We start from the raw sequence: 25379 nt of genomic DNA on the forward strand, positions 1-25379 counted from the left end.
TCGGCGTCATCACCGCACCGGTCGCCCTGGCACCCCGTCCTCGGACCGGTCATCGGCGGCGTGATCGTGCACAGTGCCGAATGGCGCTGGCTGTTCTACGTCAACGTGCCCGTCGGCCTGATCACGCTCGTCCTCGCCGCCCGCATCGTGCCCCGCGACGACGAACGTGTCGGCGGTCTGCGGCCCGACGGCCTCGGCCTGTCCCTGCTCCCGCCGGGGCTCGCCCTGTTCGTCTACGCCCTCGCACAGGTGGGCGGAGGCGGATTCGAGCCGCTGGACGGCGCACTGCTCGTGGCGGGCGTCGCCCTGCTCGCCGGCTACGTCGTCCACGCGCTGCGCACCCGTAACACTCCGCTGGTCGACCTCCGCCTCTTCGCCGGACGCGGCTTCACCCCTCGCCGCCGTCAACACGTTCCTGCTCGGCGCCGCCCTCTACAGTTCGATGCTGCTCCTGCCGCTGTACTTCGTGCAGGTGCGCGGCATGAGCGTGCTGGAGGCGGCGCTGATGCCGGCCCCGCAGGCGCTCGGCACCGCCGTGATCACCCCGTACGCGGGCCGGGTCACCGACACCTACGCGCCGCGCGCCGTGGCCGTCACCGGCATCCTGCTCACCGTCGCCGGAACCGTGCCCTTCGTCCTCACCGGGACCGGACCCGGCATCGCCGTCCTCGCCGTCGCGCTGTTCGTCAGGGGAGTCGGGCTCGGCGCGATCATCCCGCCGAACGTCGCGGCAACGTACACCTTCGTGACGCGCGGTCAGATCCCGGCCGCCACCAGCGCCCGCACTAAACCGCGTCGGCGGCTCCCTGGGCACCGCCGTGCTCGCCGTGATCCTGCAGACGGCCCTGGTCGGCGCCGCGGAGGGAACGCAGGGCGTGGCCGACGCCTACGCCCAGACCTTCTTGTGGGCCCTTGCCCTCAGCACCCTCACGCTCGTCCCGGCGGCGCTGTATCCCCGGCACGCTCCGGGCAAGGGCTGAGAGCCGGTGCCCACCGGCTCCGTGGGACGGTCGTACCGCTAAGAAACCTCCCGAACGCGGCGCCCCGGCACGGCACTTCGCACGACAGGAGAAGCAATGACCACCACTGTTCGAACGACCCGCGCGGGACTGCGTCTGATGACCGTTCACGCCCACCCGGACGACGAGTCGAGCAAGGGCGCCGCCACACTCGTCAAGTACGCCCGTGAGGGCGCCGGCGTCCTGGTGTGCACCATGACCGGCGGCGAGCGAGGCGACGTGCTCAACCCCCGCCTCGACCGGCCCGAGGTGTGGGCCGAACTCCCCGAGCGACGCCGCCGCGAGATGGCCCGCGCCCGCGAAATCCTCGGCGTGGACCAGCGGTTCCTCGGGTTCACCGACTCGGGTCTGCCCAAGGACGGTGAGGATCTCCCGGAGGGGTGTTTCGCCCTGCAGCCCTTGGAGACCGCCGCCCGCCCGCTGGTGGAGGCCGTGCGCGCCTTCCGGCCGCACGTCCTCGTCACCTACGACGAGAACGGCGGCTACCCCCACCCCGACCACATCAAGACCAACCAGGTGGCGGTGGAGGCCTTCGCGGCCGCCGGCGACCCCGCCCGCTATCCCGGCACGGGCGAGCCGTGGCAGCCACGGAAGCTGTACTACACCTGCGCGTTCAACAAGGAGTACTTCGAGGCGATCGACGCCGCCATGACCGGGGCCGGACTCGAGTCGCCGGCCCGCGCCGTACTGGACAACTGGCCCGACGCCTGGCCGACCTGGGAGGCGACCACCCGGATCGAGTGCGCCGAGTACTTCCCCGTCCGCCGTGCGGCGCTGCTCGCCCATGAGACGCAGGTCGACCCGGACGGCCCCGAACTGTCCTGTCCACTGGACCTGGAGGCCGAGGCCTGGCCGACGGAGGACTACCACCTGGTCGCCTCGCACGTGCCTTCCTCGGTGCCGGAGGACGACCTCTTCGCGGGGGTGTCCTCCGACGCGCACTGACCGTCGACCCGGGCTCCAGGCGGACCCGACCGGCCGCAGCGAGGCCAGGCCGCACTGGACGGGCCGCCGCACATCGCGCTGCCGAAGGTGACCCCCTGCAGCGATCCGGGCTGGTTCGGCTTCGAGCTCACGGTCGACGCCGAGGCACCCTTCGGACGGGTGGAGCGCGTCCGGTATCGAGGAGCTGCGGCTCGCGCCGGACGACCAGGTGGCCCATACCGTCACCGCCTTCGCGGTCGCGGTGCGGCAGGGTGCTCCGCCCGACGGCGACTGCCTGGGGCAGGCCGCCATGCTCGACGAGGTACGTCGCTGTGCGCGCCCACGACGCGGGGCAGCCCGCCGCGACGGCTGACGGAGCTCCTGTCTTGTCGTGTCCCTGGTCCGACTTATCCACAGGGCAAAGCGGAGCCTCGGCATCCGCGAGATCGTCTGCGCATGACGAACCACAGCGAAGCGACGGGATCTCCCGAAGGCAACGACATCTCGGGCAGCGAGCGGCACCTCGGCACGGCGTACGACGGGCACCTGCCCGAGAACCAGGTCACCCTGCGCACCCCGGCCGAACTCGCCGACGCCCTGCCGTATCTCCTCGGATACCGCCCCGAGGACAGCATCGTGCTCGTCGCCCTGCACGACCGGGACGGCCGCGGCCGGTTCGGCGGGCGGGCGCGGCTCGGCATTCCCGCCAGTGCGGACGACTGGGACTCCGCGGCCGGGCAGCTGGCCCAAGGACTGGTGAGGGGCGGCGAGCGCAGGGGAGCCCGGCCGGAGCAGATGGTCGCCTTCCTCTGCCAGGAACCGGCACAGGGCGAGACGGGCCGACAGGTCATGGAACGGCTGCGGCCACTGGCCCAGAAGACGCGCCTCGCGTGCGGCAGCCTGGACGTACCGGTGATCGAAGCCCTTTGCATCTCGGACGGCCGGTTCTGGTCGTACTGCTGCGACAAGGAGGAGTGCTGCCCGCCCGAGGGCCGGCCGATGGGGCTGCCCGGGACATCGGTGCTGGCGGCCGCGGCCACGTATGCCGGAGTGCAGGTGCGCGGCACACTGCGCGAGTTGCGGGCCAGGCTGCTGCCCTGGGAGACCGCCGCAGCGTTGCAGCAGGAGATCGCCCTGGACACCGTCGGCATGGCACTGGTCCCCAGGATCCTCGACGACGCGACTCGCGCGGGTGTGGCGGAGGAGACGCTGCACCTGGCCGAGCGGCTCATGAGCCGGTTCGCCGCGGCCCCGCCCGTGTCCGGGACGCTCACCGGGGATCTCCGCGACGACGAACTCCTCGGACACGACGAAGCCGCGAGGCTCATTCTGGGCCTGCAGGACCGCGCGACCCGCGACCGCGCGGCCGAGTGGATGGAGGGCGGCGAGGCCGGTCCCGCCCTCCGGCTCTGGCGAGCGCTGGCCCGCCGCTGTGTCGGACCCTACGGCGAGCACGCCGCGGCGCCGCTCACCCTCGCCGGCTGGGTCGCCTGGTCCACCGGCGACGATCTGGAGGCCCGGGAAGCCCTCGCCATGGCACTCGGCGCCGACCACGAATACCTCTTCGCCCGCCTGCTCCACCAGGCCTGCAACGAGGGGCTGGACCCCGAGTCGATCCGCCGCTGCCTGCGTGCGGAACGCATGGCCCGCGAGCGGACGGGCGCGGTGCGGGACGACAAGCAGGGGGACGTGGGAGGACCGGTACGGGGTGAGGTGGCTGAGCGCGAGGTGGAGGAGCGCGAGGTGGTTGAGCCGGAGGTGGAGGGGTGCGAGGTGGTTGAGCGAGAGGTAGTGAGGTGCGAGGTCGTTGAGCCCGACGTGGTGAGGTGCGAGGTGGCGGAGTCGCAGTCGACGTCTGAGGCGGGTGAGCGTCACCGGTCTCGGCCTACGGCGGATTCGGCCGGGAGCCTCCATCGCTCCGCGAGGACCGCCGGGCGGGAGCGGAAGACGGGCGCCTCCCGCCCGCGTGCGCAGGCGGGGACGCATCCCGATGCCCCGCGGCCGGCCGGCAGGGCTGCACGCACCTCGAAGAGCCCGGCTCTGCGTGCCTCGAAGAAGGGTGCCGACGCGAAGATTCGGCCCCGCCCGGACGGCGCGCGTCCTGGAAGGGGCGGTGGTGAGGAGGACGCGTGAGCGGCTGAGGAGCAGGCCCTTCTCCGGGGCGTCGAGGGGACGGCGGGTGAGGGCGGCATCGTGACGGTGCGGTGGACATGGCCGGTGCGGGAGAGGGCGCGGATGCTGGGGAGGCACTCGAGGCGGTGGAGGCAGCGGATGCGTTGGAGGCGGCGGATGCGGCAAAGGTAGCGGTTGCCGTGAAGCTGCGGCTGTTGTCCGCCGGTGACTCAGGAGACGGGATGGCCCTTTGGCCGAGTCACCCGTAACGGGCGTGACCTGGAGGGATCGCTCCCCGTTCACCTGAGTGGCGGAACGCCCGGACCAGCCGCATCACTGCACCGCCCCTGTCACTCGGGATCCCCAGTCGGCGCTGCACACACACGAGGCGCACAGAGCGCAGAGGAGCCGCCCCATGCCCCAGCCGACTTCGACCTCCGCGGCCACGGACAGTCGCTCCACCGCTGCCGGGCCGGTGCCGTCCCAAAGGCAGCTTGCCGGGCGGGCCCTGGGGCCACCCTCTGCCCGACCGGCGTACGAGAGCCCACCTCTGGTCCGGCGGCCGCTGCCAGGTGAGAACGGCGGCGCGGGGCGTTCCTCCCCGCCTCAAGGCGTCCCCTCGCCGGCTCAGCCGCCGACCGCGCGTCGGTCGGGCGACCTGCCTCCCACCCATGACGTCATGATCTGCGTCGCCCTCCCGGGCCTCGCCATCTCGACGGACCAGGGGCAGCTGAACGGCCGGGGACTCGAGGGGTTCTACCGCGCGGGTCGGCGCCTGCTCTCGCGTTGCCGGCTCCGGGTGGCCGGACGCGAACCGCTGGCGGTCCAGGCCCGCATGACCGGGGCCGACTGTGCCCGCTTCGTGGGTACGCTGCGCGCCTCCCCGCAGGCGAGCCCCGACCCGGACGTCGTCGTCGAGCGGACCCGTCACGCGGACGGCACCGAGCGCATCACGCTGCACAGTGCGGCCGCCCGCCCGCTACGCGTGCCGGTCGAGGTCGCCCTGGGTACCGACCTGGCCGATCTCGGTGCGATCGCGTGCGGCAACGCGGGTCCGGAACTGCCCGCCAGCGTCCACGACTCCGGCCTGCGCTGGTCGTCCGCCAGGGGGAACTCGGCAGTGACGGCCGACCCGCCGCCCGCCGACGCGCTGGCCTCCGCTGGGCTGCTGCGCTGGGAGTTGGCGCTGCCCGCAGGCGGCAGTGCGAGCATCGAGCTGCGGGTGCGTCCGGACCGAGCGGGCCCCGTGCGGGCCGTGGGCCGGGCGGCGACCAGCCCGCTCGCCCCGGCGCGGGCGGCCGGCGACGACCCCAGGGTGGAGGCCCTGCTGCGGACGAGCATCGAGGACCTCCAGGCCCTTCTGCTGCGCGACCCCGACCACCCGTCCGACACGCACCTGGCAGCCGGTGTGCCCTGGCGCTGCGGACTGGCCCCGGCCGACGCCCTTGCCGCGGCCCGCATGACCCTGCCCCTGGGCACCCGGCTCGCCGCAGGCACGCTTCGCACGCTCGCCCGTACCCAACTCCTCTGCCAGGGCGCGCAGTTCGGCATGATCCCCGGGCCGATACGGGACGCGGGCACGTATCTGCCGCCGAGCTGCACCGGTACGAAGGCCACGCTCCTCTTCCCCGTGCTGCTCGCGGAGGCCCGACGCTGGGGGCTGGCCGAGCCGGAGACCGAGGAGCTCCTCCCGGCGGCACAGCGGTGCCTGACCTGGCTGCGGGCCACCGCGGGTGACGGCACGTACCTGCGCGACCCGCACCCCGGCGGTCCCGTCCGCTGCGAGACCCAGGCCCACGCCCATCGAGCGGCACTGCTCGGCGCCGATCTCCTCGACGCCTGCGGCAGACCTGGCGGGACAGAGCTGCGGCAGTGGGCCGGGACGCTGCGGACGGCGTTCCGCGCGGACCTCTGGATCGACGACGTGGGCGGCGGCCGACCCGCCGCCGCCCGGACCCCGGACGGACGCCTCGTGCCGCATCTCGGCGCCCCCGCCGTCCATCTCCTCGACACCGGCCTGCTCGGCGGCGGAGAACAGGCCCCCGGCCTGCTCGACAAGGTGCAGATCGTACAGCTCGCCCGGCTGCTCGGCGCTCCGGCCATGGACTCGGGCTGGGGCCTTCGCGGACTGGGCACGAAGGAGGCGGGACACAACCCGTTCGGTCACCGCAGCGGTGCCGTGCGGGTCCACGCGACCGCGCTGGCCGTCGCGGGCCTGGCCGCGGCCGACTACGAGAAGGAGGCGAGTTCGCTGCTGCGGGGCGTACTGGCCGCGGCAGAGGCGTTCGGCCACCGGCTGCCCGAGATGTACGCGGGGGAGCAGCGCACCGACGGCAGCGCTCCTCTCCCGCACCCCGCGGCCTGCCGTCCCGCGGCCACGTCAGCGGCTGCCGGGGTGCTCCTGCTGACCACGCTCGCGGGCATCCGCCCGGACGCCCCCGGGGGGACGGTCACGTTGCGCCCCATGCGCAGCGCGCCGCTGGGCGAGATCGTCCTGACGGGCCTGCGCGTCGCCGGCGCCCCCTTCTCCCTACGGGTCGGCAGGCTGGGCCTCGCCATGGTCGAGGAGGCGGCCGACGGGCTCCAACTGCGAGCGTGACCTCGTGCGACGTCACACGGCACGACCTGCGGGGGAGCACGGTGCGGCTGATTCCGGTCCGAATTGGATCAGCCGTCGACCAGGTCGGCGAAGGGAGTGTTTATCGTCAAGCAGACGACTATGATCGCCGCATGCCCTACGACCCGTCAGCCTTTCCGCCCTTTGCCGTCACCGTGGACCTGGTCGTGCTGACCGTGCGCCGCCATGCCCTGTGCGCGCTGGCGGTGCGCAGGGGCGAGCCGCCGTTCCAGGGGCGCTGGGCGCTGCCCGGCGGGTTCGTACGGGCGGACGAGGACCTGGCGCAGGCCGCCGCGCGCGAGTTGGCCGAGGAGACCGGGCTGCGCGCGCACGACCCGTCCGTCCCCGCGCAGGACAACGGCGCCCACCTGGAGCAGCTCGCGACATACGGCGACCCCAAGCGGGACCCCCGGATGCGCGTCGTCAGCGTCGCCCACCTCGCGCTGGCCCCCGACCTGCCCGCCCCCCGCGCGGGCGGCGACGCCAGCAACGCCCGCTGGGCGCCGGTCGACGAACTGCTGCAGCAGGGCGGGTACGGCCGTGACGGCGAGCCGGTGGCGCCGCTCGCCTTCGACCACGCGCAGATTCTGGCCGACGGTGTCGAGCGCGCCCGCTCCAAGATCGAGTACTCGTCGCTGGCCACGGCGTTCTGCCCCACCGAGTTCACCGTGGGCGAGCTGCGCCGTGTCTACGAGGCGGTGTGGGGCGTGGCGCTGGACCCCCGCAACTTCCACCGCAAGGTGACGGGCACGCCGGGCTTCCTCGTGCCCACCGGCGGCACCACCACCCGCCAGGGCGGACGCCCCGCCCAGCTCTTCCGGGCCGGCGGAGCCACGCTGCTCAACCCTCCGATGCTGCGTCCCGAGGTCTGACGCGAGAGCCGGTACGGGACGCCTGACTCGGCCGGCATGAGGTCGATCCGGGCTCGGGATGACAGGAACCCAGGGCGAGCACAAGCGAACAGGGATCCGGTCCGGCCGACTGCCGCACAGGCAGAAGGCCTTGCGCTGCCCGGAAAAACGGACATAACGCGCTATCTTGCTGAGGGTGATCCAGGCCATCGGACTGACCAGCGACCCTCGCAAGCAGCTTCCTCCCGCAGTCGACGACGTCACCTTCGAGGCGTGCGCGGGCCGTGTCACCGCGCTGCTCGGGGCGTCGGGAGCGGGCAAGACGACGGCGCTCAGACTCATGCTCGAACTCCAACGCGGCCGTGGAATCACCTACTTCAGAGGCCGCCCCCTGCACCGCATCGCTCATCCGTCGCGCGAGGTCGGCGTGCTTCTGGGGGAGGTCCCCGGGCACCCGGCCCGCACCGTCCGCGGCCATCTGCGCATGCTCTGCGCCGCAGCGGGCGTCCCGGCACGGCGCGCCGACGAAGTCCTGGAGGTGGTCGGCCTCGTCAGCCTGCGCGACGAACGCCTGGGCACGCTCTCGCGCGGCATGGACCGCCGCCTCGGCCTGGCCTGCGCGCTACTGGCCGACCCGCACACCCTCGTGCTCGACGATCCGGCGGACGGGCTCTCGACCCGCGAGAGCCGTTGGCTGTACGACATGCTGCGCGCACACGCGGCCCAGGGTGGCACGGTCCTGCTGACCACGGCCGACCCCAAGGAGGCCGCACGAACGGCCGACCGGGTCGTCACCCTGGAGCGGGGCAGAGTCGTCGCCGACCAGGAGGCCGCCGACTTCTCCCGCACCCGGCTGCGCCCCCGCGTCGCCGTCCGCAGCCCCCACGCCTCCCGCCTGGCCGCTCTGCTCACCAAGGAGGCGCGCACCGCACAGCGCTCCGTCGAGGTAGTGCGCGAGGGCGGCAACCGCCTCTCCGTATACGGCAGTACATGCGCCGCTGTCGGCGAGACCGCCTACCGTCACGGCATCCTCGTACACCAACTCGCCGACGAGATCGGGGACATGGGGCCGGGCGCCGAGACCGGCGTATCGCACCTCGTGACGGAGTCGCAGATCGGCGAGGCGCGGCCGACGCCGGTCGCTGAAGCGATCGCAACTCGTGATCGCGAGCGTGAGACCACGGCGTCTCCGGCGCTCGTGCCCGCGCCGGGCAAAGGGGCGGACACGGCCCACGATCTCGCGGCGCTGCCGGACGCGCCGCCGACGCCGCGCGGGAAACCGTACACGCCACAGGCGCGCACGAGTGAGCCCCGACCGGCCGACGCACCCCCCGAGGGGAACGGGCCCATCGAGGGTGACGGGTCCACCGAGAGCGAGGGGCCCTCCTCGCCGGCCGCCGGGCCGCGCTCGCCTGCCTCCTCCGTCGAGGTCCTTCCCGATCTCCCACCCCCCATCTCCGTCCGCCCCGCCCCCAGCCCCCTGCGCCCCCTCCGCTACGAACTCCGTCGCGCCGCCGGAGTCGGCACCGGGTTCCTCACGGCCGCCGCGGTGCTCGTGGTGTCCGCCCTCACCGCCGTACTGCTCGCCCGCATCGGGCACACCCCGCACCACCGTCTGCTGGTCGCGTGGCCGCGGGAGCTCCCGCTGCCGCCCGCGGCGCTCGGGGCAGGGCTGCTCGGTGCGATCGCGTTCGGCGACGAGTTCCGCCACCCCGCCCTGGCCGCGGATCGCGGCACCGTGCCCCGCCGGCTGGGGCTGCTGGCCGCGAAACTCCTCGTCGCCTCCGCCACCGCCCTGGCGCTGGCCGTCCTCACCGTCGGCTGCGACATCGAAGTGCTCTATCTCGTCTACGGACGGGAGCTAGCGGAAGTTCCCGCCGACTGGCTCTGGCTGAGCGCGAGTTGGATCGGGCTCGTGATCGGCTGTGCCTGGGCCGGCGTACTCGCCGCGGGACTCTTCCGGTCGACCACGGCCGGACTCGCGGCGGTGGTCGCCGTACCCGTCCTCCTCGTACCGCTCGTGCGGAAGGTCATGGAAGGGCCCTCGGTGCGGACGGCGGCCGGTTTTCCGCTGCGGCTGCGGGAGGTGCTCCTGTCGCAGTGGCCGTTCGGCGGAGAGCGCTATCTGGCCGCCGTCGCGCGCGTGGTCGCCCAACCCGTCGGCGGCGCACTGACGTTGTCGCTGGCCGCGCTGCTCGCCGCCTATCTGCTCACGACCATGCGCAGCAGGGTCCGATGACGACCGTCCGTGCTCTTCCCGGCCCCGTCGTGCGCACAACTCCCCGGGGAAAGCCCATTTCTTTCCGATAAGGCGTCAATTGCGACGGGGTGAGCGATCACCCTTTCGTGTGCTTTTCACCAAAGACCTCAAGGGAGTTGGGGACGACGCCGACAAAGGATCCGTGAGTACCCTTGCGCACACCATGATGACCGCCGCCCGCTCCGCAGACTCCGGCCTCGCCGGCCCGGGCGATCTCGACCGCTACCCCTACGCCGAGGCCCCCGTCGCCGACCGCGTCGGATCCCCCGCCTGGGAGGGCGCGGACCCGGACCTGGGCCGTGTCGGCCGGCGCGCCGCGGGCAGCCGCGGCCGCGGGCTGCACGGCCAACTCGTCCAGCAGCTCGGCCAGATGATCGTCTCCGGCGACCTGGGGGCCGACCGTCCGCTCGTGCCCGAGGAGATCGGCCAGCGATTCGAGGTCTCCCGCACCGTCGTCCGGGAGTCGCTCCGCGTCCTGGAGGCCAAGGGCCTGGTCAGCGCCCGCCCGAACGTCGGCACGCGCGTGCGCCCCGTCAGCGACTGGAACCTCCTCGACCCGGACATCATCGAGTGGCGGGCCTTCGGGCCGCAGCGCGACGACCAGCGCCGGGAGCTGAGCGAGCTGCGCTGGACGATCGAGCCCCTCGCCGCCCGCCTCGCGGCCGGGCACGGGCGCGACGACGTCCAGCAGCGGCTCGCCGACATGGTCGAGATCATGAGCCACGCCATGGGGCAGGGCGACGTCCTCACGTTCTCCCGCGCCGACACCGAGTTCCACAACCTGCTCATCCAGGTTGCGGGCAACCGCATGCTGGAGCACCTCTCGGGGATCGTCTCGGCCGCCCTCCAGGTCTCCGGCGGCCCGGTGACCGGCTGTGACCGGCCGAACGAGACGTCGCTGGCCCACCACAGCAGGATCGTCGACGCCCTCGCCACCGGCGACGGCGCCGGCGCCGAGGCGGCCATGCGTCAACTGCTCACCGTCCATCCCGAGGTCGAGCGCGTGGTGCCCGCACCCCGCGAGCACTGACCCACGCACCCGGGTCGCGCGGCTGAGGACGACGCCTCCCCCCTCCTGGGGCATCGCCCGGTCCGCGCACCCTCTCCCGTCGGGCCCGCAGGATCCACTCCGATCCTGCGGGTCCGACGGTGCGACGAGGCAGCGGAATCGCCGTACAGTGCAGAGGGCAAGCCGCGGTCGACCCCTTCTGTCCATGTCTGACCGTTTTTGGTCGGTTACGGGATGTGACTCGGGCCACGCAGATTGGGCGTAACACTCGGGGGACCAACGCGATGACCTAAGAGGTGACAGCCGAGGAGGGAATACGGACGCCGTTCAAGGCGCTGTGCATCTTCCCGGCCCCCGCCCGCACCGTCGGCCCATCCCCAGGCCGGTGGTCGGCTCCTGTCCGCCGTGGACGGGGCCGGAAGCCGTTTTCCAACGTTCCGAGAGGTTGTTCGTGTCGGCCAGCACATCCCGTACGCTCCCGCCGGAGATCGCCGAGTCCGTCTCTGTCATGGCTCTGATTGAGCGGGGAAAGGCTGAGGGGCAGATCGCCGGCGACGATGTGCGTCGGGCCTTCGAAGCTGACCAGATTCCGGCCACTCAGTGGAAGAACGTACTGCGCAGCCTCAACCAGATCCTCGAGGAAGAGGGTGTGACGCTGATGGTCAGTGCCGCGGAGCCCAAGCGCACCCGAAAGAGCGTCGCAGCGAAGAGTCCGGCCAAGCGCACCGCCACCAAGACGGTCGCGGCGAAGACGGTGACCACCAAGAAGGCCACCGCCACCGCCACCCCGGCGGCGCCCGCCGTCGACCCGGCCGTCGAGGTCGAGGCCCCCGCGAAGAAGGCCGCTGCCAAGAAGACGACCGCCAAGAAGGCGGCCGCGAAGAAGACCGTCGCCAAGAAGACGGCGGCCAAGAAGACCACCGCCAAGAAGGACGACGTCGAGCTGATCGAGGACGAGGTCCTCGAGGACGCCAAGCCCGGCGAGGAGCCCGAGGGCACCGAGAACGCCGGCTTCGTGCTCTCCGACGAGGACGAGGACGACGCGCCCGCGCAGCAGGTCGCCGCGGCCGGCGCCACCGCCGACCCGGTCAAGGACTACCTCAAGCAGATCGGCAAGGTCCCCCTGCTCAACGCCGAGCAGGAGGTCGAGCTCGCCAAGCGCATCGAGGCGGGCCTGTTCGCCGAGGACAAGCTGGCCAACGCCGACAAGCTCGCCCCCAAGCTCAAGCGCGAGCTGGAGATCATCGCCGAGGACGGCCGCCGCGCCAAGAACCACCTCCTGGAGGCCAACCTTCGTCTGGTGGTCTCCCTCGCCAAGCGCTACACCGGCCGCGGCATGCTCTTCCTGGACCTCATCCAGGAGGGCAACCTCGGTCTGATCCGCGCGGTCGAGAAGTTCGACTACACCAAGGGCTACAAGTTCTCCACGTACGCCACCTGGTGGATCCGTCAGGCGATCACCCGCGCGATGGCCGACCAGGCCCGCACCATCCGTATCCCGGTGCACATGGTCGAGGTCATCAACAAGCTCGCGCGCGTGCAGCGCCAGATGCTCCAGGACCTGGGCCGCGAGCCCACCCCGGAGGAGCTGGCCAAGGAACTCGACATGACCCCCGAGAAGGTCATCGAGGTCCAGAAGTACGGCCGCGAGCCCATCTCGCTGCACACCCCGCTGGGCGAGGACGGCGACAGCGAGTTCGGTGACCTCATCGAGGACTCCGAGGCAGTCGTCCCGGCCGACGCGGTCAGCTTCACGCTCCTGCAGGAGCAGCTGCACTCCGTCCTGGACACCCTGTCCGAGCGCGAGGCGGGCGTCGTCTCGATGCGTTTCGGTCTCACCGACGGTCAGCCGAAGACCCTCGACGAGATCGGCAAGGTGTACGGCGTGACGCGTGAGCGCATCCGCCAGATCGAGTCCAAGACGATGTCGAAGCTGCGCCACCCGTCGCGCTCCCAGGTGCTGCGCGACTACCTCGACTAGTCGACATCCGTACGACGCGGAAGGCCCGGTCCCCCGAGTGGGGGCCGGGCCTTCCGGCTGTCGAGCGGGTGCGGGGTGACGTGTGCTGAATCACTCTGGGTGTTCCACGACCACCAGTGAGTGAGGAGCGCGCATGCGTCGTCTCTTGACCCGGGCGCTGACCGGGCCGCTGGCCCTTGCCGCCGCGGCGGCAGCCATACCGTTGGCGTCCCCTGCTCCTGCGGCCGCCGACAGTGTCGTCGTCGGCGGGTTCCCGGTCGATGTGTCCGAGAGTCCGTGGACCGTGGCGCTGTCCAGTCGTGACCGGTTCGGAGGTACGCGGGCCGGTCAGTTCTGCGTCGGTGTGGTGGTCGGCCGGTCCACCGTGCTCACCGCGGCCCACTGCGTGAGCGAGGAGGTCCTCGGGGTCGCCCCGGACCAGCTGCGCGATTTCAGTGTCATCACCGGCCGTACGGACCTGCTGTCGAACCGGGGACAGGAGATCCGCGTCCGCCAGACGTGGGTGAACCCGGCCTACGACAGCGCCACCAATGCGGGTGACTTCGCCGTCCTCACCCTCGCTCAGCCCCTTCCGGCGAGCTCGGTGATCGGGATGGCAGGCGCCGGCCATCCCGCCTATCTGCCGGGGACGTCGGCCCTGGTCTACGGGTGGGGGGACATCACCGGCGCGGGCGACTACGCGCGCGGTCTGCGGGCAGCGCGCGTGCATGTCCTGCCCGACGCCCTGTGCCGGAAGGCGTATCCGGGCGGCGGGGACGGCAGGTATCTGGCCGACAGCATGGTCTGCGCCGGGGAGGTGCAGGGAGGCCGGGACGCCTGTCAGGGGGACAGCGGAGGGCCGCTGGTCGCTCAGGGGAAGCTGATCGGGCTCGTCTCCTGGGGCACCGGCTGCGGTCGCGCGGGCAGTCCCGGCGTCTACACGCGGGTGTCCGAGGTCTTGCGGGCTCTGCGGTGGAGCGCGCGGACGTGAGGGGCTGACAGGGCCTGAGCTCGCGCGGTATGAGCGCGGGCGGCCGCCCCTGCTCTCAGGGGCGGCCGCCCGTCAACCGGCCTGTGCCGGAGCTGGCTCGTCGTGATGCGAGGTGTCAGCGCTCTTCGTCGGACGCCGATGCGGGAACGGACGTCAGCCGCTCCGTCTCGTCCTGTATCTCAGCGGCGATCTTCTTGAGTTCCGGCTCGAACTTGCGACCGTGGTGGGCGCAGAAGAGCAGCTCTCCGCCGCTGAGCAGGACGACGCGCACGTACGCCTGTGCGCCGCAGCGGTCGCAGCGGTCAGCGGCCGTCAGCGGGCTCGCGGGGGTCAGAACAGTAGTCACGTCGCCTCTTCTCTAGCTCGACGAGCTGTCGTACCAGGGTCAACATCCAACCAGCCCCAAAACGTTCCCGCTCGTGGCTTCTCCCTCAGTGAAATTTTTCCGAGGGGGCTGGCTGCTGCCGGCTTGGCGGCGAATGTGCCGTATCGCGTCTCTGTCTTGCTTACGGTTTCGCGCTGTCGGTCAAGGTCGGATCCTCCCGGCCGGGTTGCCGGTTTGTTCATGAGGACGTGCCCGGAGCCTAAATGGTTCATGCCTGGAAGGGAACGTGATATGTACTTCACCCCATCGAGGGATCGAACAAGCATGCGAGCCTGGACTAGTCTGTGTTTCGCACGAGGGTGGCGTTACAACGGCTCTACCAGGCCTGGGTACCCTCTTGACGGCGACCGAAGCCGCGCCCTTACCCACTAGGGCGCCACCTGAAATTCAGCGAGGAGCGAACCGCGTGACCGCCGAGACGTCCGTGCCGTCCACAGCGCTGCTGGCAGGAGCAGACCGGGACGGTTCCAACTACACCGCGCGGCACCTCCTCGTCCTCGAGGGCCTCGAGGCCGTGCGCAAGCGCCCGGGCATGTACATCGGCTCGACCGACAGCCGCGGTCTGATGCACTGCCTGTGGGAGATCATCGACAACTCCGTCGACGAAGCCCTCGGTGGTTACTGCGACCACATCGAGGTGATCCTCCACGACGACGGTTCCGTGGAGGTCCGGGACAACGGCCGGGGCATCCCGGTCGACGTCGAGCCCAAGACCGGTCTGTCCGGCGTCGAGGTCGTCATGACCAAGCTGCACGCCGGCGGCAAGTTCGGCGGCGGCTCGTACGCCGCTTCCGGTGGTCTGCACGGCGTGGGCGCCTCCGTGGTGAACGCCCTGTCCGCGCGGCTGGACGTCGAGGTGGACCGGGCCGGCCACACGCACGCCATCAGCTTCCGGCGCGGCGTCCCCGGCGCCTTCGCCGCCGACGGCCCGAACGCCAAGTTCGACGCCAAGAGCGGCCTGCGCAAGGCCAAGAAGATCCCCAAGACCCGGACCGGCACGCGCGTGCGCTACTGGGCCGACCGCCAGATCTTCCTCAAGGACGCCAAGCTCGCCCTCGAGACGCTGCACCAGCGCGCCCGCCAGACGGCGTTCCTGGTGCCCGGCCTGACCATCGTCGTGCGCGACGAGTTCGGCCTCGGCGAGGGCGGCAGCAAGGGCGAGGAGTCCTTCCGCTTCGACGGCGGCATCAGCGAGTTCTGCGAGTACCTCGCCACCGACAAGCCGGTCTGCGACGTCCTGCGCTTCTCCGGGCAGGGCACCTTCAGGGAGACCGTCCCGGTCCTGGACGAGCACGGTCAGATGACCCCCACCCAGGTCACCCGAGAGCTCGACGTCGACGTCGCCATGCGCTGGGGCACGGGATACGACACGACCCTGAAGTCGTTCGTGAACATCATCGCCACCCCCAAGGGCGGTACCCACGTCGCCGGCTTCGAGACGGCCGTGACCAGCACGCTCAACGAGGTGCTGCGCGTCAAGAAGCTGCTGCGTGTCGCCGAGGACGACATCGTCAAGGACGACGCCCTGGAAGGCCTCACCGCGGTCGTCACCGTGCGCCTCGCCGAGCCGCAGTTCGAGGGCCAGACCAAGGAGGTCCTCGGCACCTCGGCGGCCCGCCGCATCGTGAACACCGTGATCGCCAAGGAGCTCAAGGCGTTCCTGACGTCCACCAAGCGGGACGCCGCCGCGCAGGCACGCGTGGTCCTCGAGAAGGCCGTCGCGGCCGCCCGTACGCGTATCGCGGCCCGCCAGCACAAGGACGCGCAGCGCCGGAAGACGGCGCTGGAGTCCTCGTCGCTGCCCGCCAAGCTCGCCGACTGCCGCAGCGACGACGTCGACCGCAGCGAGCTGTTCATCGTCGAGGGAGACTCCGCGCTCGGCACCGCCAAGCTCGCCCGGAACTCCGAGTTCCAGGCGCTGCTGCCGATCCGCGGCAAGATCCTCAACGTCCAGAAGTCGTCTGTGACCGACATGCTCAAGAACGCCGAGTGCGGAGCGATCATCCAGGTCATAGGGGCGGGTTCCGGCCGGACCTTCGACATCGACGCGGCGCGCTACGGCAAGATCATCATGATGACCGACGCCGATGTGGACGGCTCCCACATCCGCACCCTGCTGCTGACGCTGTTCCAGCGCTACATGCGGCCGATGATCGAGGCGGGCCGGGTCTTCGCCGCGGTGCCTCCGCTGCACCGGATCGAGCTCGTCCAGCCCAAGAAGGGGCAGGACAAGTACGTGTACACGTACTCGGACCGTGAGCTGCGCGACAAGCTCATGGAGTTCGAGAGCAAGGGCATCCGGTACAAGGACTCCATCCAGCGGTACAAGGGTCTCGGTGAGATGGACGCCGACCAGCTGGCCGAGACGACGATGGACCCGCGCCACCGCACGCTGCGCCGGATCAGCCTCACCGATCTGGAGGCCGCCGAGCGGGTCTTCGATCTGCTGATGGGCAACGACGTGGCGCCGCGCAAGGAGTTCATCTCCAGCTCGGCGGCTACGTTGGACCGGTCGCGGATCGACGCGTAGCCGCTGCGCTGGGCTTGGGCCGGGAATTCGGCCTCGGCTTCGCCTTCGGCCTGTTCCGGGGTTCCCACCCGCACCGCCCGTGCGGCTTTCGTCGTCGGGTGCGGGTGGCCCCCGTGGGGGCTGAGCGTCATCGGCGGCTGCGGGTGCGTCGCAATATGCGGCTTCCGTGGGTGAATCACCTGATGGTGTGAAGCGCGCGGAGAAGCAGAGTCGTAGATCTTTCCGTTCTGTCCATGCTTGGGCATGTACTCAAGCGACGGTCGTTCCCGCGACGCCAGAAGTATGCGGTACGACGATCCCTGGTACGACGCCCTCGCCTCGGGATGGGGGGAGTCGGACGGTACGGACGCTCCTGACACGGCCCCGACAGTCGCGGCCGACGTGTACCTCGAGGTGCAGCGCAGTGCGGCCTTCCAGGAAGTGCGCCGTCGTTACCGGAGGTTCGTCGTGCCGGCGGTCGTCCTCTTCCTCTCCTGGTACGTGGCATACGTCGTGACTGCCACGGCCGCGCCGGGGCTGATGGCCAGGCCCGTGGCGGGCGCGGTGAACGTCGCGATGGTGGCGGGGCTCGGACAGTTCCTCACCACCTTCCTGCTCACCTGGGCCTACGCCCGCCACGCGCGGTTGCGCCGGGATCGGGCGGCGCTCGAACTGCGCTGGGCCACACAGGAGTTGACGCGCGTCACAGGGGGTGGTGCCTCGTGACGGACGATCACCAGACTCTGGCGCTACTGCTGTTCAGCGTGTTCGTCGCGATCACCCTGGCGATCACGACATGGGTGAGCCGCAACCGGCGTGGTTCGGCCGAGGAGTTCTACGCGGGCGGCCGGCTCTTCTCGCCCATGGAGAATGGTTTTGCCATCGCCGGTGACTACATGTCGGCCGCCTCCTTCCTCGGCATCTCCGGACTCATCGCCCTCTTCGGCTACGACGGGCTGCTGTACTCGGTGGGCTTCCTCGTCGCCTGGCTGGTGGTGCTGTTCCTGGTCGCCGAACTGGTGCGCAACTGCGGCCGGTTCACACTCGCCGACGTGGTCGCCGCGCGGATGAGGGAGCGTCCTGTGCGGATCGCCACGGGAACTTCCTCGGTCACCGTGTCCGTTCTGTATCTGGTGGCGCAGATGGTGGGCGCGGGCACCCTGGTCGCGCTGCTGCTGGGAGGCAAGGGCGAGGCGGCGCAGGCCTGGACCGTCATCTGCGTCGGCGCGCTCATGGTGATCTATGTGTCGTTGGGAGGGATGCGGGCCACCACCTGGATCCAGATCGTCAAGTCCGTCCTGCTGCTCGGTGGCACTGTCGCGTTGACCGTGCTCGTCCTGCTGCGCTTCCACGGCGACTTCGACCGGCTGCTGCTCACGGCGGCCGAGCGCAGTGGTCACGGTGACGCCTTCCTGGCGCCCGGTCTGAAGTACGGCGGGGACTGGACGGCCCGGCTCGACTTCATCAGCCTGGGCCTCGCGCTGGTGCTGGGCACCGCCGGGCTGCCGCACATCCTGTCCCGCTTCTTCACCGTGCCCACCGCCCGCGCGGCCCGGCGCTCCGTGGTGTGGGCGATCGGGCTCATCGGCGGCTTCTATCTGATGACCATCGTCCTGGGCTTCGGCGCGGCCGCGATCGTCGGTCCCGAGGCCGTGCGCGGGTCGAACGCGGCCGGGAACACGGCGGTTCCGCTGCTCGCCCTCGATCTGGGCGGCGGCGCGGATTCCACCGGAGGAACGGTTCTCTTCGCCGTCGTCGCCGCCATCGCCTTCGCGACGATCCTCGCGGTGGTTGCCGGAATCACCCTGTCCTCCTCGGCCTCCGTGGCCCACGACCTGTACGCCTCGCTGCGGCGCCGGCACGCGAAGCCACGCAGCGAGGTGGCCGTGGCGCGTGTCGCCGCGGTCGGCATCGGCGCGGTCGCGATCGCCCTCGGACTGCTGGCCCGCGATCTCAACGTCGCCTTCCTGGTGGGCCTCGCCTTCGCCGTCGCCGCGTCCGCCAATCTGCCGGTGCTGCTGTACTCCCTGTTCTGGCGGGACTTCACCACGCGCGGTGCCGTATGGGCCGTGTACGGCGGTCTGGTCCCGGCCGTGGTGCTCGTGGTGCTGTCGCCGGTGGTGTCGGGCAGCCCCGAATCGCTGTTCCCCGGCGTCGACTTCCAGTACTTCCCCCTGCAGAACCCCGGCCTCGTCTCGATCCCGCTGGGCTTCGTCGCGGGCTGGCTCGGCACGGTCACCTCGGCGGAGGTCCCCGACCAGGCCAAGCACGCGGAGACCGAGGTGCGGTCGTTGACCGGGGCGGGGGCCGTCTAGGCGGGCGGGGGGCGGGTCAGGGCGGCGGCGCCTTCGTCGTCGTACGACATCCCTGTCACCGATGGCTGAAGCGGACCCCGGCACCGACCTCGGTGTGCAGGGCTGAAGCGACCCTGGAAGGGCCGCGTGGAGGTGACCCGCGCACGGCGCCGAGCCGTCGGCTGATATTTGTGCGGCCGGAATCCGTACAAGGGGTGGGCACGGTCCCTTCCCCCGCCCCCACGGGCCGTGCCTCAGGCGCGGGTCGCCCACACATAACGGTGTTCCGGGCGACCCGCGTCGCCGTACTTGAGGGTGAGGCGGGCCCGTCCCGTGCGTTCCAGGAGCTTGAGATAGCGCTGGGCCGTCTGGCGGCTCACCCCGGTCCGCTCGGCGATCTCCTGGGCCGACAGCGGGCCTTCGGCGTTCATCAGGGACTGGCGCACGAGTTCCGCCGTGGTGGGGGAGTGGCCCTTGGGCAGGTCGGGCTCCGACGACGCGGACAGGGCGCCGAAGATGCGGTCCACCTCGGCCTGTTCCGCCTCGCCGCCGCCGTCGAGGGTGCGGCGCAGCTCGGCGTAGGCCTCCAGCTTGGCGCGCAGGCCCGCGAAGGCGAAGGGCTTCACCAGGTACTGGAGCGCGCCGTGCCGCATCGCCGCCTGCACCGTGGACACGTCCCGGGCCGCCGTCACCATGATCACGTCGGTCTGGAGGCCGCGCCGCCGCATCTCCTGGACGACCGACAGTCCCGTCTCGTCGGGCAGATAGTGATCCATGAGGACCAGGTCCAGCTGCGGCAGCTCCTCCACCTGGCGCAGCGCCTCGGCCGCGCTGTGCGCCTCGCCCGCCACGTGGAAGCCCGGCACCTTCTCGACGTAGGCGGCGTTGACCCGCGCCACGCGCGTGTCGTCGTCCACGACCAGAACCTCGATCATCGCGACTCCTCCTCGGCGACGGTCTGCGGATCGGACGGCACGGTGAGGGCCGGTTCCAGGTCCGGCTCGGCCAGCGCCTCGGGCAGTACGACGGTGAACTCCGCGCCTCCGCCGGCCGCCTCGCCCACCGTCGCGCTGCCGCCCTGCCGTTCGGCGAGCCTGCGCACGAGGGAGAGCCCGATGCCGCGCTCGCGGTGGGCCGGGCGCTTCTTGGTGGACCACCCTTCGGTGAAGATCGACTCACGGTGCTCCTCGTGGATGCCCGGCCCGGTGTCGCGCACCCTGAGGGTCGCGGTACGCCCCTCGGCCCGCAATTCGACCTCCACGCGCGCGTGCACTGTGCCCGCGACGGCGTCGAGTGCGTTGTCCACCAGGTTGCCGACGATCGTGACGAGCCCTCTGGGGTCGATCAGCCGGTCCGGGAGCCCCGTCCGGTCCGAGAGGCGCAGTGCGACGCCGCGCTCGGCCGCCACCGTCGCCTTGCCGACCAGCAGGGCGGCGAGCAGCGGGTCCTGGATCTTCTCGGCGACCTGCTCGGCCGTGGCCCGGTGGTCGCCGACCACCTCGCCGACGAACTCCACGGCGTCGTCGTACATCTCCAGTTCGAGCAGCCCCAAGAGCGTGTGCATGCGGTTGGCGTGCTCGTGGTCCTGGGCGCGCAGGGCGTCGATCAGGCCGCGCGTCGAGTCGAGTTCCCGGCCGAGCTGCTCCAGCTCGGTGCGGTCGCGCAGGGTGGCGACGGCGCCGCCGTCGTCGGTGGGCATGCGGTTGGCGACCAGGACGCGCTGGCCGCGGACCGTGAGCAGATCGGTTCCCGTCACCCGGCCGGCCAGCACATCGGTCGTACGGCCCTCGCCGAGCGCCTCGTCGAGGGAGCGGCCGACGGCCTCGTCCCCGATGCCCAGCAGGCGTTGCGCCTCGTCGTTGAGGAGGCGGACACGGCCGCCGCGGTCCAGGGCGACGACGCCCTCCCGGATGCCGTGCAGCATCGCCTCGCGTTCCGCGAGCAGCGCCGAGATGTCGGAGAAGGCCAGGTCGCGGGTCTGCCGCTGGACCCGGCGCGAAATGAGCCAGGCCGCCAGCGCGCCGACCGCCAGGGCGCCGCCCGCGTAGGCGAACAGCCCGGGGATCGCGTGCAGCAGCCGGGCTCGCACGCTGTCGTAGGCGATACCGACCGAGACCGCCCCGACGATCCGGCCGTCGCTGTCGCGCAGCGGGACCTTGCCGCGGGCGGTGCGGCCCAGGGTGCCGTTGTCGATCTGCATGACCTCGTGGCCGGCGAGGGCCTGGCCCGGGTCGGTCGAGACGATCCTGCCGATCTCGCTCGGGGTGGGATGGGACCAGCGCACTCCGCGCCGGTCCATCACGACGATGTACTCGGCTTTCGTGGCCTTACGGATCCGCTCCGCCTCCCGCTGGACCGGGCCGCCTGCCGTCGCGGGTGTGCTCACCAGGTCCTCGGCGATCTGCGGCTGGACCGCGGTGGTCTGGGCGATCGACAGTGCGCGGCGCATCGCCTGGTCGTCCAGCTGGTCGCTGAGCGGAGCGAGGAACAGACCGGTCGCGAGCACCGCGACCCCCGCGGCGATCGCCACCTGCATCAGCAGCACCTGTGCGAACATCCGCCGGGGCAGACCGAGGCGCAGGCGACGTGCGGGGGGAGTGGGGCTCATACCCACGACGGTACGTGGGCGTGCGGCAAGTCCCGTAGAGGGATGTGGTGTGGATCTCTTGATCAATGTGGTGATCAATGTGGCGCTGCCGGTCCACCTTCGGGTGACCCGGTACGTCCCGTCAGCTCGCGAGCGCCGCCGTCATGGTGAGTTCGCGCACCGCCACCACGTCCATCCGCGCGGGCGAGCCCAGCACCGACGCCCCACAGCTCTCGGGGCGGGGCGGCGCGGAGGCGCCCTGGGCCACCACGACCCGCCAGTGACGTCCGTCCACGTGGGCGACCGTCACCTCCCAGCGCGGGGCAGCGCCGTCGGTCCGTACGACGCTGAGCGCCTCTGCGGCGGCCTCGCCCGTGGCCGTGCGTACGGCCAGCTCGGCGGCCTGGCCGGGCCGCTCCCAGGCCGAGTTCCCGCGGCAGCCCTCGACGACGATCCGGCCCTCCTGGACGCTGTGCAGAACCTCCTTGACGGCGGGGGCCTGCGCCCGGCCGTACGCGTAGCCGTACGGCAGCACGAGCAGCGTCGGTGAGAACCGATGTCCACCGAGATGGGTGACCTCCCAGACACCGTCCACGCCGGAGGCGGTGAGCTCGGCCGCGAGAGGGCGGCCGAGGAGTGCGCAGCAGCGGTCCCGCTTGCCGTTGGTGCAGACGAGGGCGAGCGGATCGCCGGTGTGGGGCCGCCCCTGGAGTACCGAGTCGAAGGTGTGGTGGTTCCCCGTGCCGAGGGCGGCGAAGTCCAGGTCGAGCAACTGCTGCGGGTCGCGGATCGTGGCCGCGTGCAGCCATACGTTGCCGGGCACGGTGTGGGCCGCGTAGACCTGGCGCTCGGCCGGGGTCCCGCAGTCGGCGTGCCTTCCGGGGCGGCGGATCAGCGCGATGCGCACGCCCGTGCCCTTTGCCGCCGCCTCCAGGGCGCGGCCGAGCACGGGGTCCAGGTGGCTCTGGGTGAGCGCCTTGGCACCCCACGGACCGGGCTGTTCCACGAGCAGCCAGGTCGTCGCGGTCGCCGCGGTCCCCGCGATCGGCTCGTCGAGGTCCCGCGAGACGGTTGAGCACGTACTCACAGAGGTGAGCCTAACCTGACTTGAGCCGGGGGACTTCCCGAGGGTGTATCTGTCGTGCCGACGGGAGTGTTCGGCGGTACTGCGGAGAGCGTTCGGCGGTCTGGTGGGGAGGAGGCGTTCCGCGGTTCTGGTGGGGAAGCGTTCGGCGGTGCTACTCCGGGAGCGGCTGAGGCGGCTTCGGGCCCGTGTAGTGCCCGCTCGGCCGCATCCGCAGGGGGCGCTCGCCGTACTCCTCCAGGGCGTGGGCGATCCAGCCCGCCGTACGGGCCACGGCGAAGATCGTCTCGCCTGCCGAGGAGGGCATGGCGGAGGACGCCGTGAACACGGCCAGGGCCAGGTCGACGTTGGCGTGCAGCGGGGCGTGGCGGGCGGCCGTGGCGACGATGTCACGGGCCGCGGCGAGGGCGGGCTCGGCGCTGGGGATCCCCTCCAGGAGCTCGAACAGGACACGCGCGCGTGGGTCCTCGCCGGGATAGAGCCGGTGACCGAGCCCCGGAATGCGCCGGCCGGCCCGCAGCTCCTCGGCGATCACCGGCCCCGCGTCGCCCTGGTCGAGCACCTCCATGATCAGCTTGTGGGCGAGGCCGCTGGCCGCGCCGTGCAGAGGGCCCTCGATCACACCGAGCCCGGCGGAGACGGCCGCGTAGGCGTGTGCGCGGGCCGAGGCGGCGACGCGCACGGCGAGCGTCGAGGCGGCCAGGTCGTGGTCGACGAGCAGGGCGAGCGCCGTGTCCAGGACCCGCAGGGCGGCCTCGTCGGCGGGGCGTGCGCTCAGCCGGCTCCACAGACGGTGCGCGAGTGAGCCCTCGTTGCGGTAGGCGAACCCCACACGCGTGAGGGCGGCGACCAGGGTGGGGATGAGGGTGCGTGCTGTGCCGAGCACGGCCTCCTCGGACAGGTCGAAGCGCAGTGGGTCCGCCGCCGCGGCGGCGATCGCTGCGACCCGCAAGCGGTCGGTGGGACCGGCGTGTTCGGGCAGGGCGTCGACGGCGCTGCGGGCGGCGGTGACGGAGGACTCGGGGGCGGCGAAGGTGACGCCGCGGCGCAGCCGGCCGGTCCAGAGCCACTCGGCGACCTCTTCGTAGGAGTGCCGTGCGGCCAGTTCGGTCGCGTCCACGCCTCTGAAGTAGTAGCGGTCGGTGTCGATGAAGGTGAGGCCGGTCCGTACTGACAGCTCACCGCCGGATCCCGAACCGGCCGGGCTCTCCCGCTTGTTGCGCCGGGCGAGCGTCTCGACCTCCTTCGCGGCGAAGGTGCTGCCCCGGCCGCCGGGCACGCGGCGGCTGCTGAGGTGACCGCGGCTCACGTACGCGTACACGGTCTCGGGCTTCACGCCGAGCAGCTCGGCGGCCTCCTGGGTGGTCAGCCGCCGCCCCGCCGGGCCGGGTTCTTGATCGCGCATGGGGTCACCGTATCCAGGCCGACGAACATTGAGTGCTGACATTGATTCAATCAACATTGACAGAAAAACAGTCAAGCATGGACAGTCAAATCAAGTCCAGGGAGGAAATCATGTCCGTCAACAGGTCAGCAGCCGCGCTCGTCGACGTGCCACGTGGACTCGCGGGCGTCGTCGTGACCGACACCGAGGTCGGCGACGTCCGGGGCCTCGAGGGCTTCTACCACTACCGCCAGTACTCGGCCGTCGAACTCGCGCAGACCCGCCCCTTCGAGGACGTCTGGCACCTCCTCGTCCACGGTGAACTGCCGGACGCCGAACGCGCCGCCGCCTTCGCCGCCGAGACCGCCGCGCTGAGGCGGCTCCCCGACGAGGTGCGGGCGGCCCTGCCCGCGATCGCGGCGGCGAGCGGACGCTCCGGCCCGCTGGCCGGCCTGCGCACCGCGCTGTCCCTGCTCGGCGCGGCGCAGGGCTTCCGGCCGGTGTACGACATCGACGCCGACCAGCGCCGCCGGGACACCCTCGTCGCGGCCTCGGCCGTACCGACGCTGCTCACCGCACTGCACCGGCTGGGCAGCGGACTTGATCCTGTTGAGCCCCGCGAGGATCTGTCGTACGCGGCGAACTATCTGTACATGCTGACGGGATCGGAGCCCGACCCTCGCCGGGCGCGGGCGGTCGAGCAATACTTGATCTCGACCATCGACCATGGATTCAATGCGTCAACCTTCACGGCCCGCGTCATCACCTCCACAGGTGCGGACGTCGCGGCGTGCCTGGCCGGAGCCGTGGGCGCGCTGTCGGGGCCGCTGCACGGCGGTGCGCCCAGCCGTGCGCTGGACACGCTGGACGCGATCGGCACTCCCGACCGCATCGACTCCTGGATCCGCGAACGCGTCCTCGCCGGCGACCGCATCATGGGCTTCGGCCACCCCGTCTACCGCACCGAGGACCCCCGCTCCCGGATGCTCCGCGAGATCGCCCAGAACTTCGGCGGCCCGCGCGTCGACTTCGCCGTGGAGGTCGAACGTCGCGTGGAGGCGATCCTCGCCGAACTGAAGCCCGGCCGCGAACTCCACACGAACGTCGAGTTCTACGCGGGAGTGGTCATGGAGCTGTGCGGTCTGCCACGCGAGATGTTCACCCCGACGTTCGCGGCGGCGCGGGTAGTGGGGTGGAGCGCCAACATTCTGGAACAGGCACAGGACTCGAAGATCATCAGGCCGGTGGCGCGGTATGTGGGGCCGGGGGCGCCGGTGAAGGTGCCGGCGATGGGCTGAGACATGCCGCAGGTCCGGCGCTGATCGCGGTGTCGGACCTCATGTGATCAGTGCCTCGCAGCCGCAATCGGCGCGCGAGCCGCTCGGGGCGTACA

The 25379-nt window shown here is 71.6% G+C and carries 19 protein-coding genes and 1 pseudogene; 14 read left to right on the plus strand and 6 right to left on the minus strand.

Annotated elements, in window-relative coordinates:
* Nucleotides 1-9 precede the first annotated feature (9 nt).
* Nucleotides 10-330: a hypothetical protein gene (locus ACZ7L6_RS27265; protein ID WP_471928265.1), complete on the minus strand. Its 321-nt coding sequence runs from the start codon at nucleotides 328-330 to the stop codon at nucleotides 10-12.
* Nucleotides 331-442: 112 nt separating this feature from the next.
* Between ACZ7L6_RS27265 and ACZ7L6_RS27270 the strand changes: the two are divergent.
* The 10 genes and pseudogenes from ACZ7L6_RS27270 to ACZ7L6_RS27315 form a co-directional block, all read left to right on the plus strand.
* Nucleotides 443-715 (plus strand): annotated as a pseudogene (locus ACZ7L6_RS27270) (MFS transporter); the annotation flags it as partial.
* 112 nt (nucleotides 716-827) lie between these two features.
* Nucleotides 828-980 (plus strand): hypothetical protein, encoded by a 153-nt coding sequence (locus tag ACZ7L6_RS27275; protein ID WP_471928600.1) that lies wholly within the window; start codon nucleotides 828-830, stop codon nucleotides 978-980.
* Between the two features lie 96 nt (nucleotides 981-1076).
* A complete protein-coding gene (mca, locus tag ACZ7L6_RS27280) occupies nucleotides 1077-1964 on the plus strand; it encodes a mycothiol conjugate amidase Mca (RefSeq protein WP_471928267.1) in 888 nt (295 codons plus the stop codon).
* A 435-nt stretch (nucleotides 1965-2399) separates the two neighbouring features.
* Nucleotides 2400-4076 (plus strand): DUF4192 domain-containing protein, encoded by a 1677-nt coding sequence (locus tag ACZ7L6_RS27285; RefSeq protein ID WP_471928269.1) that lies wholly within the window; start codon nucleotides 2400-2402, stop codon nucleotides 4074-4076.
* A 658-nt stretch (nucleotides 4077-4734) separates the two neighbouring features.
* Complete coding sequence (locus tag ACZ7L6_RS27290; RefSeq protein ID WP_471928271.1) at nucleotides 4735-6654, plus strand: glycogen debranching N-terminal domain-containing protein; 1920 nt, start codon at nucleotides 4735-4737, stop codon at nucleotides 6652-6654.
* Nucleotides 6655-6785: 131 nt separating this feature from the next.
* Entirely contained in the window at nucleotides 6786-7544 is a 759-nt protein-coding gene (locus ACZ7L6_RS27295; protein ID WP_403343722.1) for an NUDIX hydrolase, read from the plus strand.
* 175 nt (nucleotides 7545-7719) lie between these two features.
* The gene (locus tag ACZ7L6_RS27300; RefSeq protein ID WP_471928273.1) at nucleotides 7720-9762 is read left to right on the plus strand and encodes an ABC transporter ATP-binding protein; all 2043 of its coding nucleotides are present in this window, start codon (nucleotides 7720-7722) and stop codon (nucleotides 9760-9762) included.
* A gap of 163 nt (nucleotides 9763-9925) precedes the next feature.
* Nucleotides 9926-10813 (plus strand): FadR/GntR family transcriptional regulator, encoded by an 888-nt coding sequence (locus tag ACZ7L6_RS27305; RefSeq protein WP_471928275.1) that lies wholly within the window; start codon nucleotides 9926-9928, stop codon nucleotides 10811-10813.
* 430 nt (nucleotides 10814-11243) lie between these two features.
* Nucleotides 11244-12773, plus strand: a complete 1530-nt coding sequence (locus tag ACZ7L6_RS27310) for an RNA polymerase sigma factor (RefSeq protein WP_471928277.1) — start codon at nucleotides 11244-11246, stop codon at nucleotides 12771-12773.
* A gap of 133 nt (nucleotides 12774-12906) precedes the next feature.
* Nucleotides 12907-13743, plus strand: coding sequence for a serine protease (locus ACZ7L6_RS27315; protein WP_471928279.1), 837 nt, complete (start codon nucleotides 12907-12909; stop codon nucleotides 13741-13743).
* 115 nt (nucleotides 13744-13858) lie between these two features.
* Here ACZ7L6_RS27315 and ACZ7L6_RS27320 read toward each other — a convergent pair whose 3' ends face one another.
* A complete protein-coding gene (locus ACZ7L6_RS27320; RefSeq protein WP_380865525.1) occupies nucleotides 13859-14089 on the minus strand; it encodes a DUF7455 domain-containing protein in 231 nt (76 codons plus the stop codon).
* 445 nt (nucleotides 14090-14534) lie between these two features.
* Between ACZ7L6_RS27320 and ACZ7L6_RS27325 the strand changes: the two genes are divergently transcribed.
* The 3 genes from ACZ7L6_RS27325 to ACZ7L6_RS27335 all read left to right on the plus strand — a co-directional run bounded on the left by ACZ7L6_RS27325 (nucleotide 14535) and on the right by ACZ7L6_RS27335 (nucleotide 18952).
* Nucleotides 14535-16658, plus strand: coding sequence for a DNA gyrase/topoisomerase IV subunit B (locus ACZ7L6_RS27325; protein WP_471928281.1), 2124 nt, complete (start codon nucleotides 14535-14537; stop codon nucleotides 16656-16658).
* Between the two features lie 282 nt (nucleotides 16659-16940).
* A complete protein-coding gene (locus ACZ7L6_RS27330) occupies nucleotides 16941-17363 on the plus strand; it encodes a DUF485 domain-containing protein (RefSeq protein ID WP_471928283.1) in 423 nt (140 codons plus the stop codon).
* Complete coding sequence (locus ACZ7L6_RS27335) at nucleotides 17360-18952, plus strand: solute symporter family protein (protein WP_471928285.1); 1593 nt, start codon at nucleotides 17360-17362, stop codon at nucleotides 18950-18952. Before ACZ7L6_RS27330 ends, ACZ7L6_RS27335 begins: the two co-directional genes overlap by 4 nt.
* A 233-nt stretch (nucleotides 18953-19185) precedes the next feature.
* Here the strand turns inward: ACZ7L6_RS27335 and ACZ7L6_RS27340 are convergent, their stop codons facing one another.
* The 4 genes from ACZ7L6_RS27340 to ACZ7L6_RS27355 all read right to left on the minus strand — a co-directional run bounded on the left by ACZ7L6_RS27340 (nucleotide 19186) and on the right by ACZ7L6_RS27355 (nucleotide 24007).
* On the minus strand, nucleotides 19186-19866 hold the full coding sequence (locus ACZ7L6_RS27340) for a response regulator (protein ID WP_471928287.1): 681 nt from the start codon (nucleotides 19864-19866) through the stop codon (nucleotides 19186-19188).
* Nucleotides 19863-21539, minus strand: a complete 1677-nt coding sequence (locus ACZ7L6_RS27345) for an ATP-binding protein (protein WP_471928289.1) — start codon at nucleotides 21537-21539, stop codon at nucleotides 19863-19865. Before ACZ7L6_RS27345 ends, ACZ7L6_RS27340 begins: the two co-directional genes overlap by 4 nt.
* 121 nt (nucleotides 21540-21660) lie before the next feature.
* Nucleotides 21661-22605: a sucrase ferredoxin gene (locus tag ACZ7L6_RS27350; protein ID WP_471928291.1), complete on the minus strand. Its 945-nt coding sequence runs from the start codon at nucleotides 22603-22605 to the stop codon at nucleotides 21661-21663.
* A gap of 151 nt (nucleotides 22606-22756) precedes the next feature.
* Nucleotides 22757-24007, minus strand: coding sequence for a citrate synthase (locus ACZ7L6_RS27355; protein WP_471928293.1), 1251 nt, complete (start codon nucleotides 24005-24007; stop codon nucleotides 22757-22759).
* Nucleotides 24008-24117: 110 nt separating this feature from the next.
* On the opposite strand from ACZ7L6_RS27355, the gene ACZ7L6_RS27360 reads away from it, so the two are divergent.
* Nucleotides 24118-25284: a citrate synthase/methylcitrate synthase gene (locus ACZ7L6_RS27360; RefSeq protein WP_471928294.1), complete on the plus strand. Its 1167-nt coding sequence runs from the start codon at nucleotides 24118-24120 to the stop codon at nucleotides 25282-25284.
* Nucleotides 25285-25379: the final 95 nt, after the last annotated feature.

The organism is Streptomyces sp. NPDC107522, from assembly GCF_055657525.1.

Bases quoted from the DNA above. Each gene is read 5' to 3' on its own strand.
- mca (WP_471928267.1), top strand. From the start codon at position 1,077: ATGACCACCACTGTTCGAACGACCCGCGCGGGACTGCGTCTGATGACC.
- ACZ7L6_RS27285 (WP_471928269.1), top strand. From the start codon at position 2,400: ATGACGAACCACAGCGAAGCGACGGGATCTCCCGAAGGCAACGACATC.
- ACZ7L6_RS27290 (WP_471928271.1), top strand. From the start codon at position 4,735: ATGATCTGCGTCGCCCTCCCGGGCCTCGCCATCTCGACGGACCAGGGG.
- ACZ7L6_RS27295 (WP_403343722.1), top strand. From the start codon at position 6,786: ATGCCCTACGACCCGTCAGCCTTTCCGCCCTTTGCCGTCACCGTGGAC.
- ACZ7L6_RS27315 (WP_471928279.1), top strand. From the start codon at position 12,907: ATGCGTCGTCTCTTGACCCGGGCGCTGACCGGGCCGCTGGCCCTTGCC.
- ACZ7L6_RS27330 (WP_471928283.1), top strand. From the start codon at position 16,941: ATGCGGTACGACGATCCCTGGTACGACGCCCTCGCCTCGGGATGGGGG.
- ACZ7L6_RS27340 (WP_471928287.1), bottom strand. From the start codon at position 19,866: ATGATCGAGGTTCTGGTCGTGGACGACGACACGCGCGTGGCGCGGGTC.
- ACZ7L6_RS27345 (WP_471928289.1), bottom strand. From the start codon at position 21,539: ATGAGCCCCACTCCCCCCGCACGTCGCCTGCGCCTCGGTCTGCCCCGG.
- ACZ7L6_RS27355 (WP_471928293.1), bottom strand. From the start codon at position 24,007: ATGCGCGATCAAGAACCCGGCCCGGCGGGGCGGCGGCTGACCACCCAG.
- ACZ7L6_RS27360 (WP_471928294.1), top strand. From the start codon at position 24,118: ATGTCCGTCAACAGGTCAGCAGCCGCGCTCGTCGACGTGCCACGTGGA.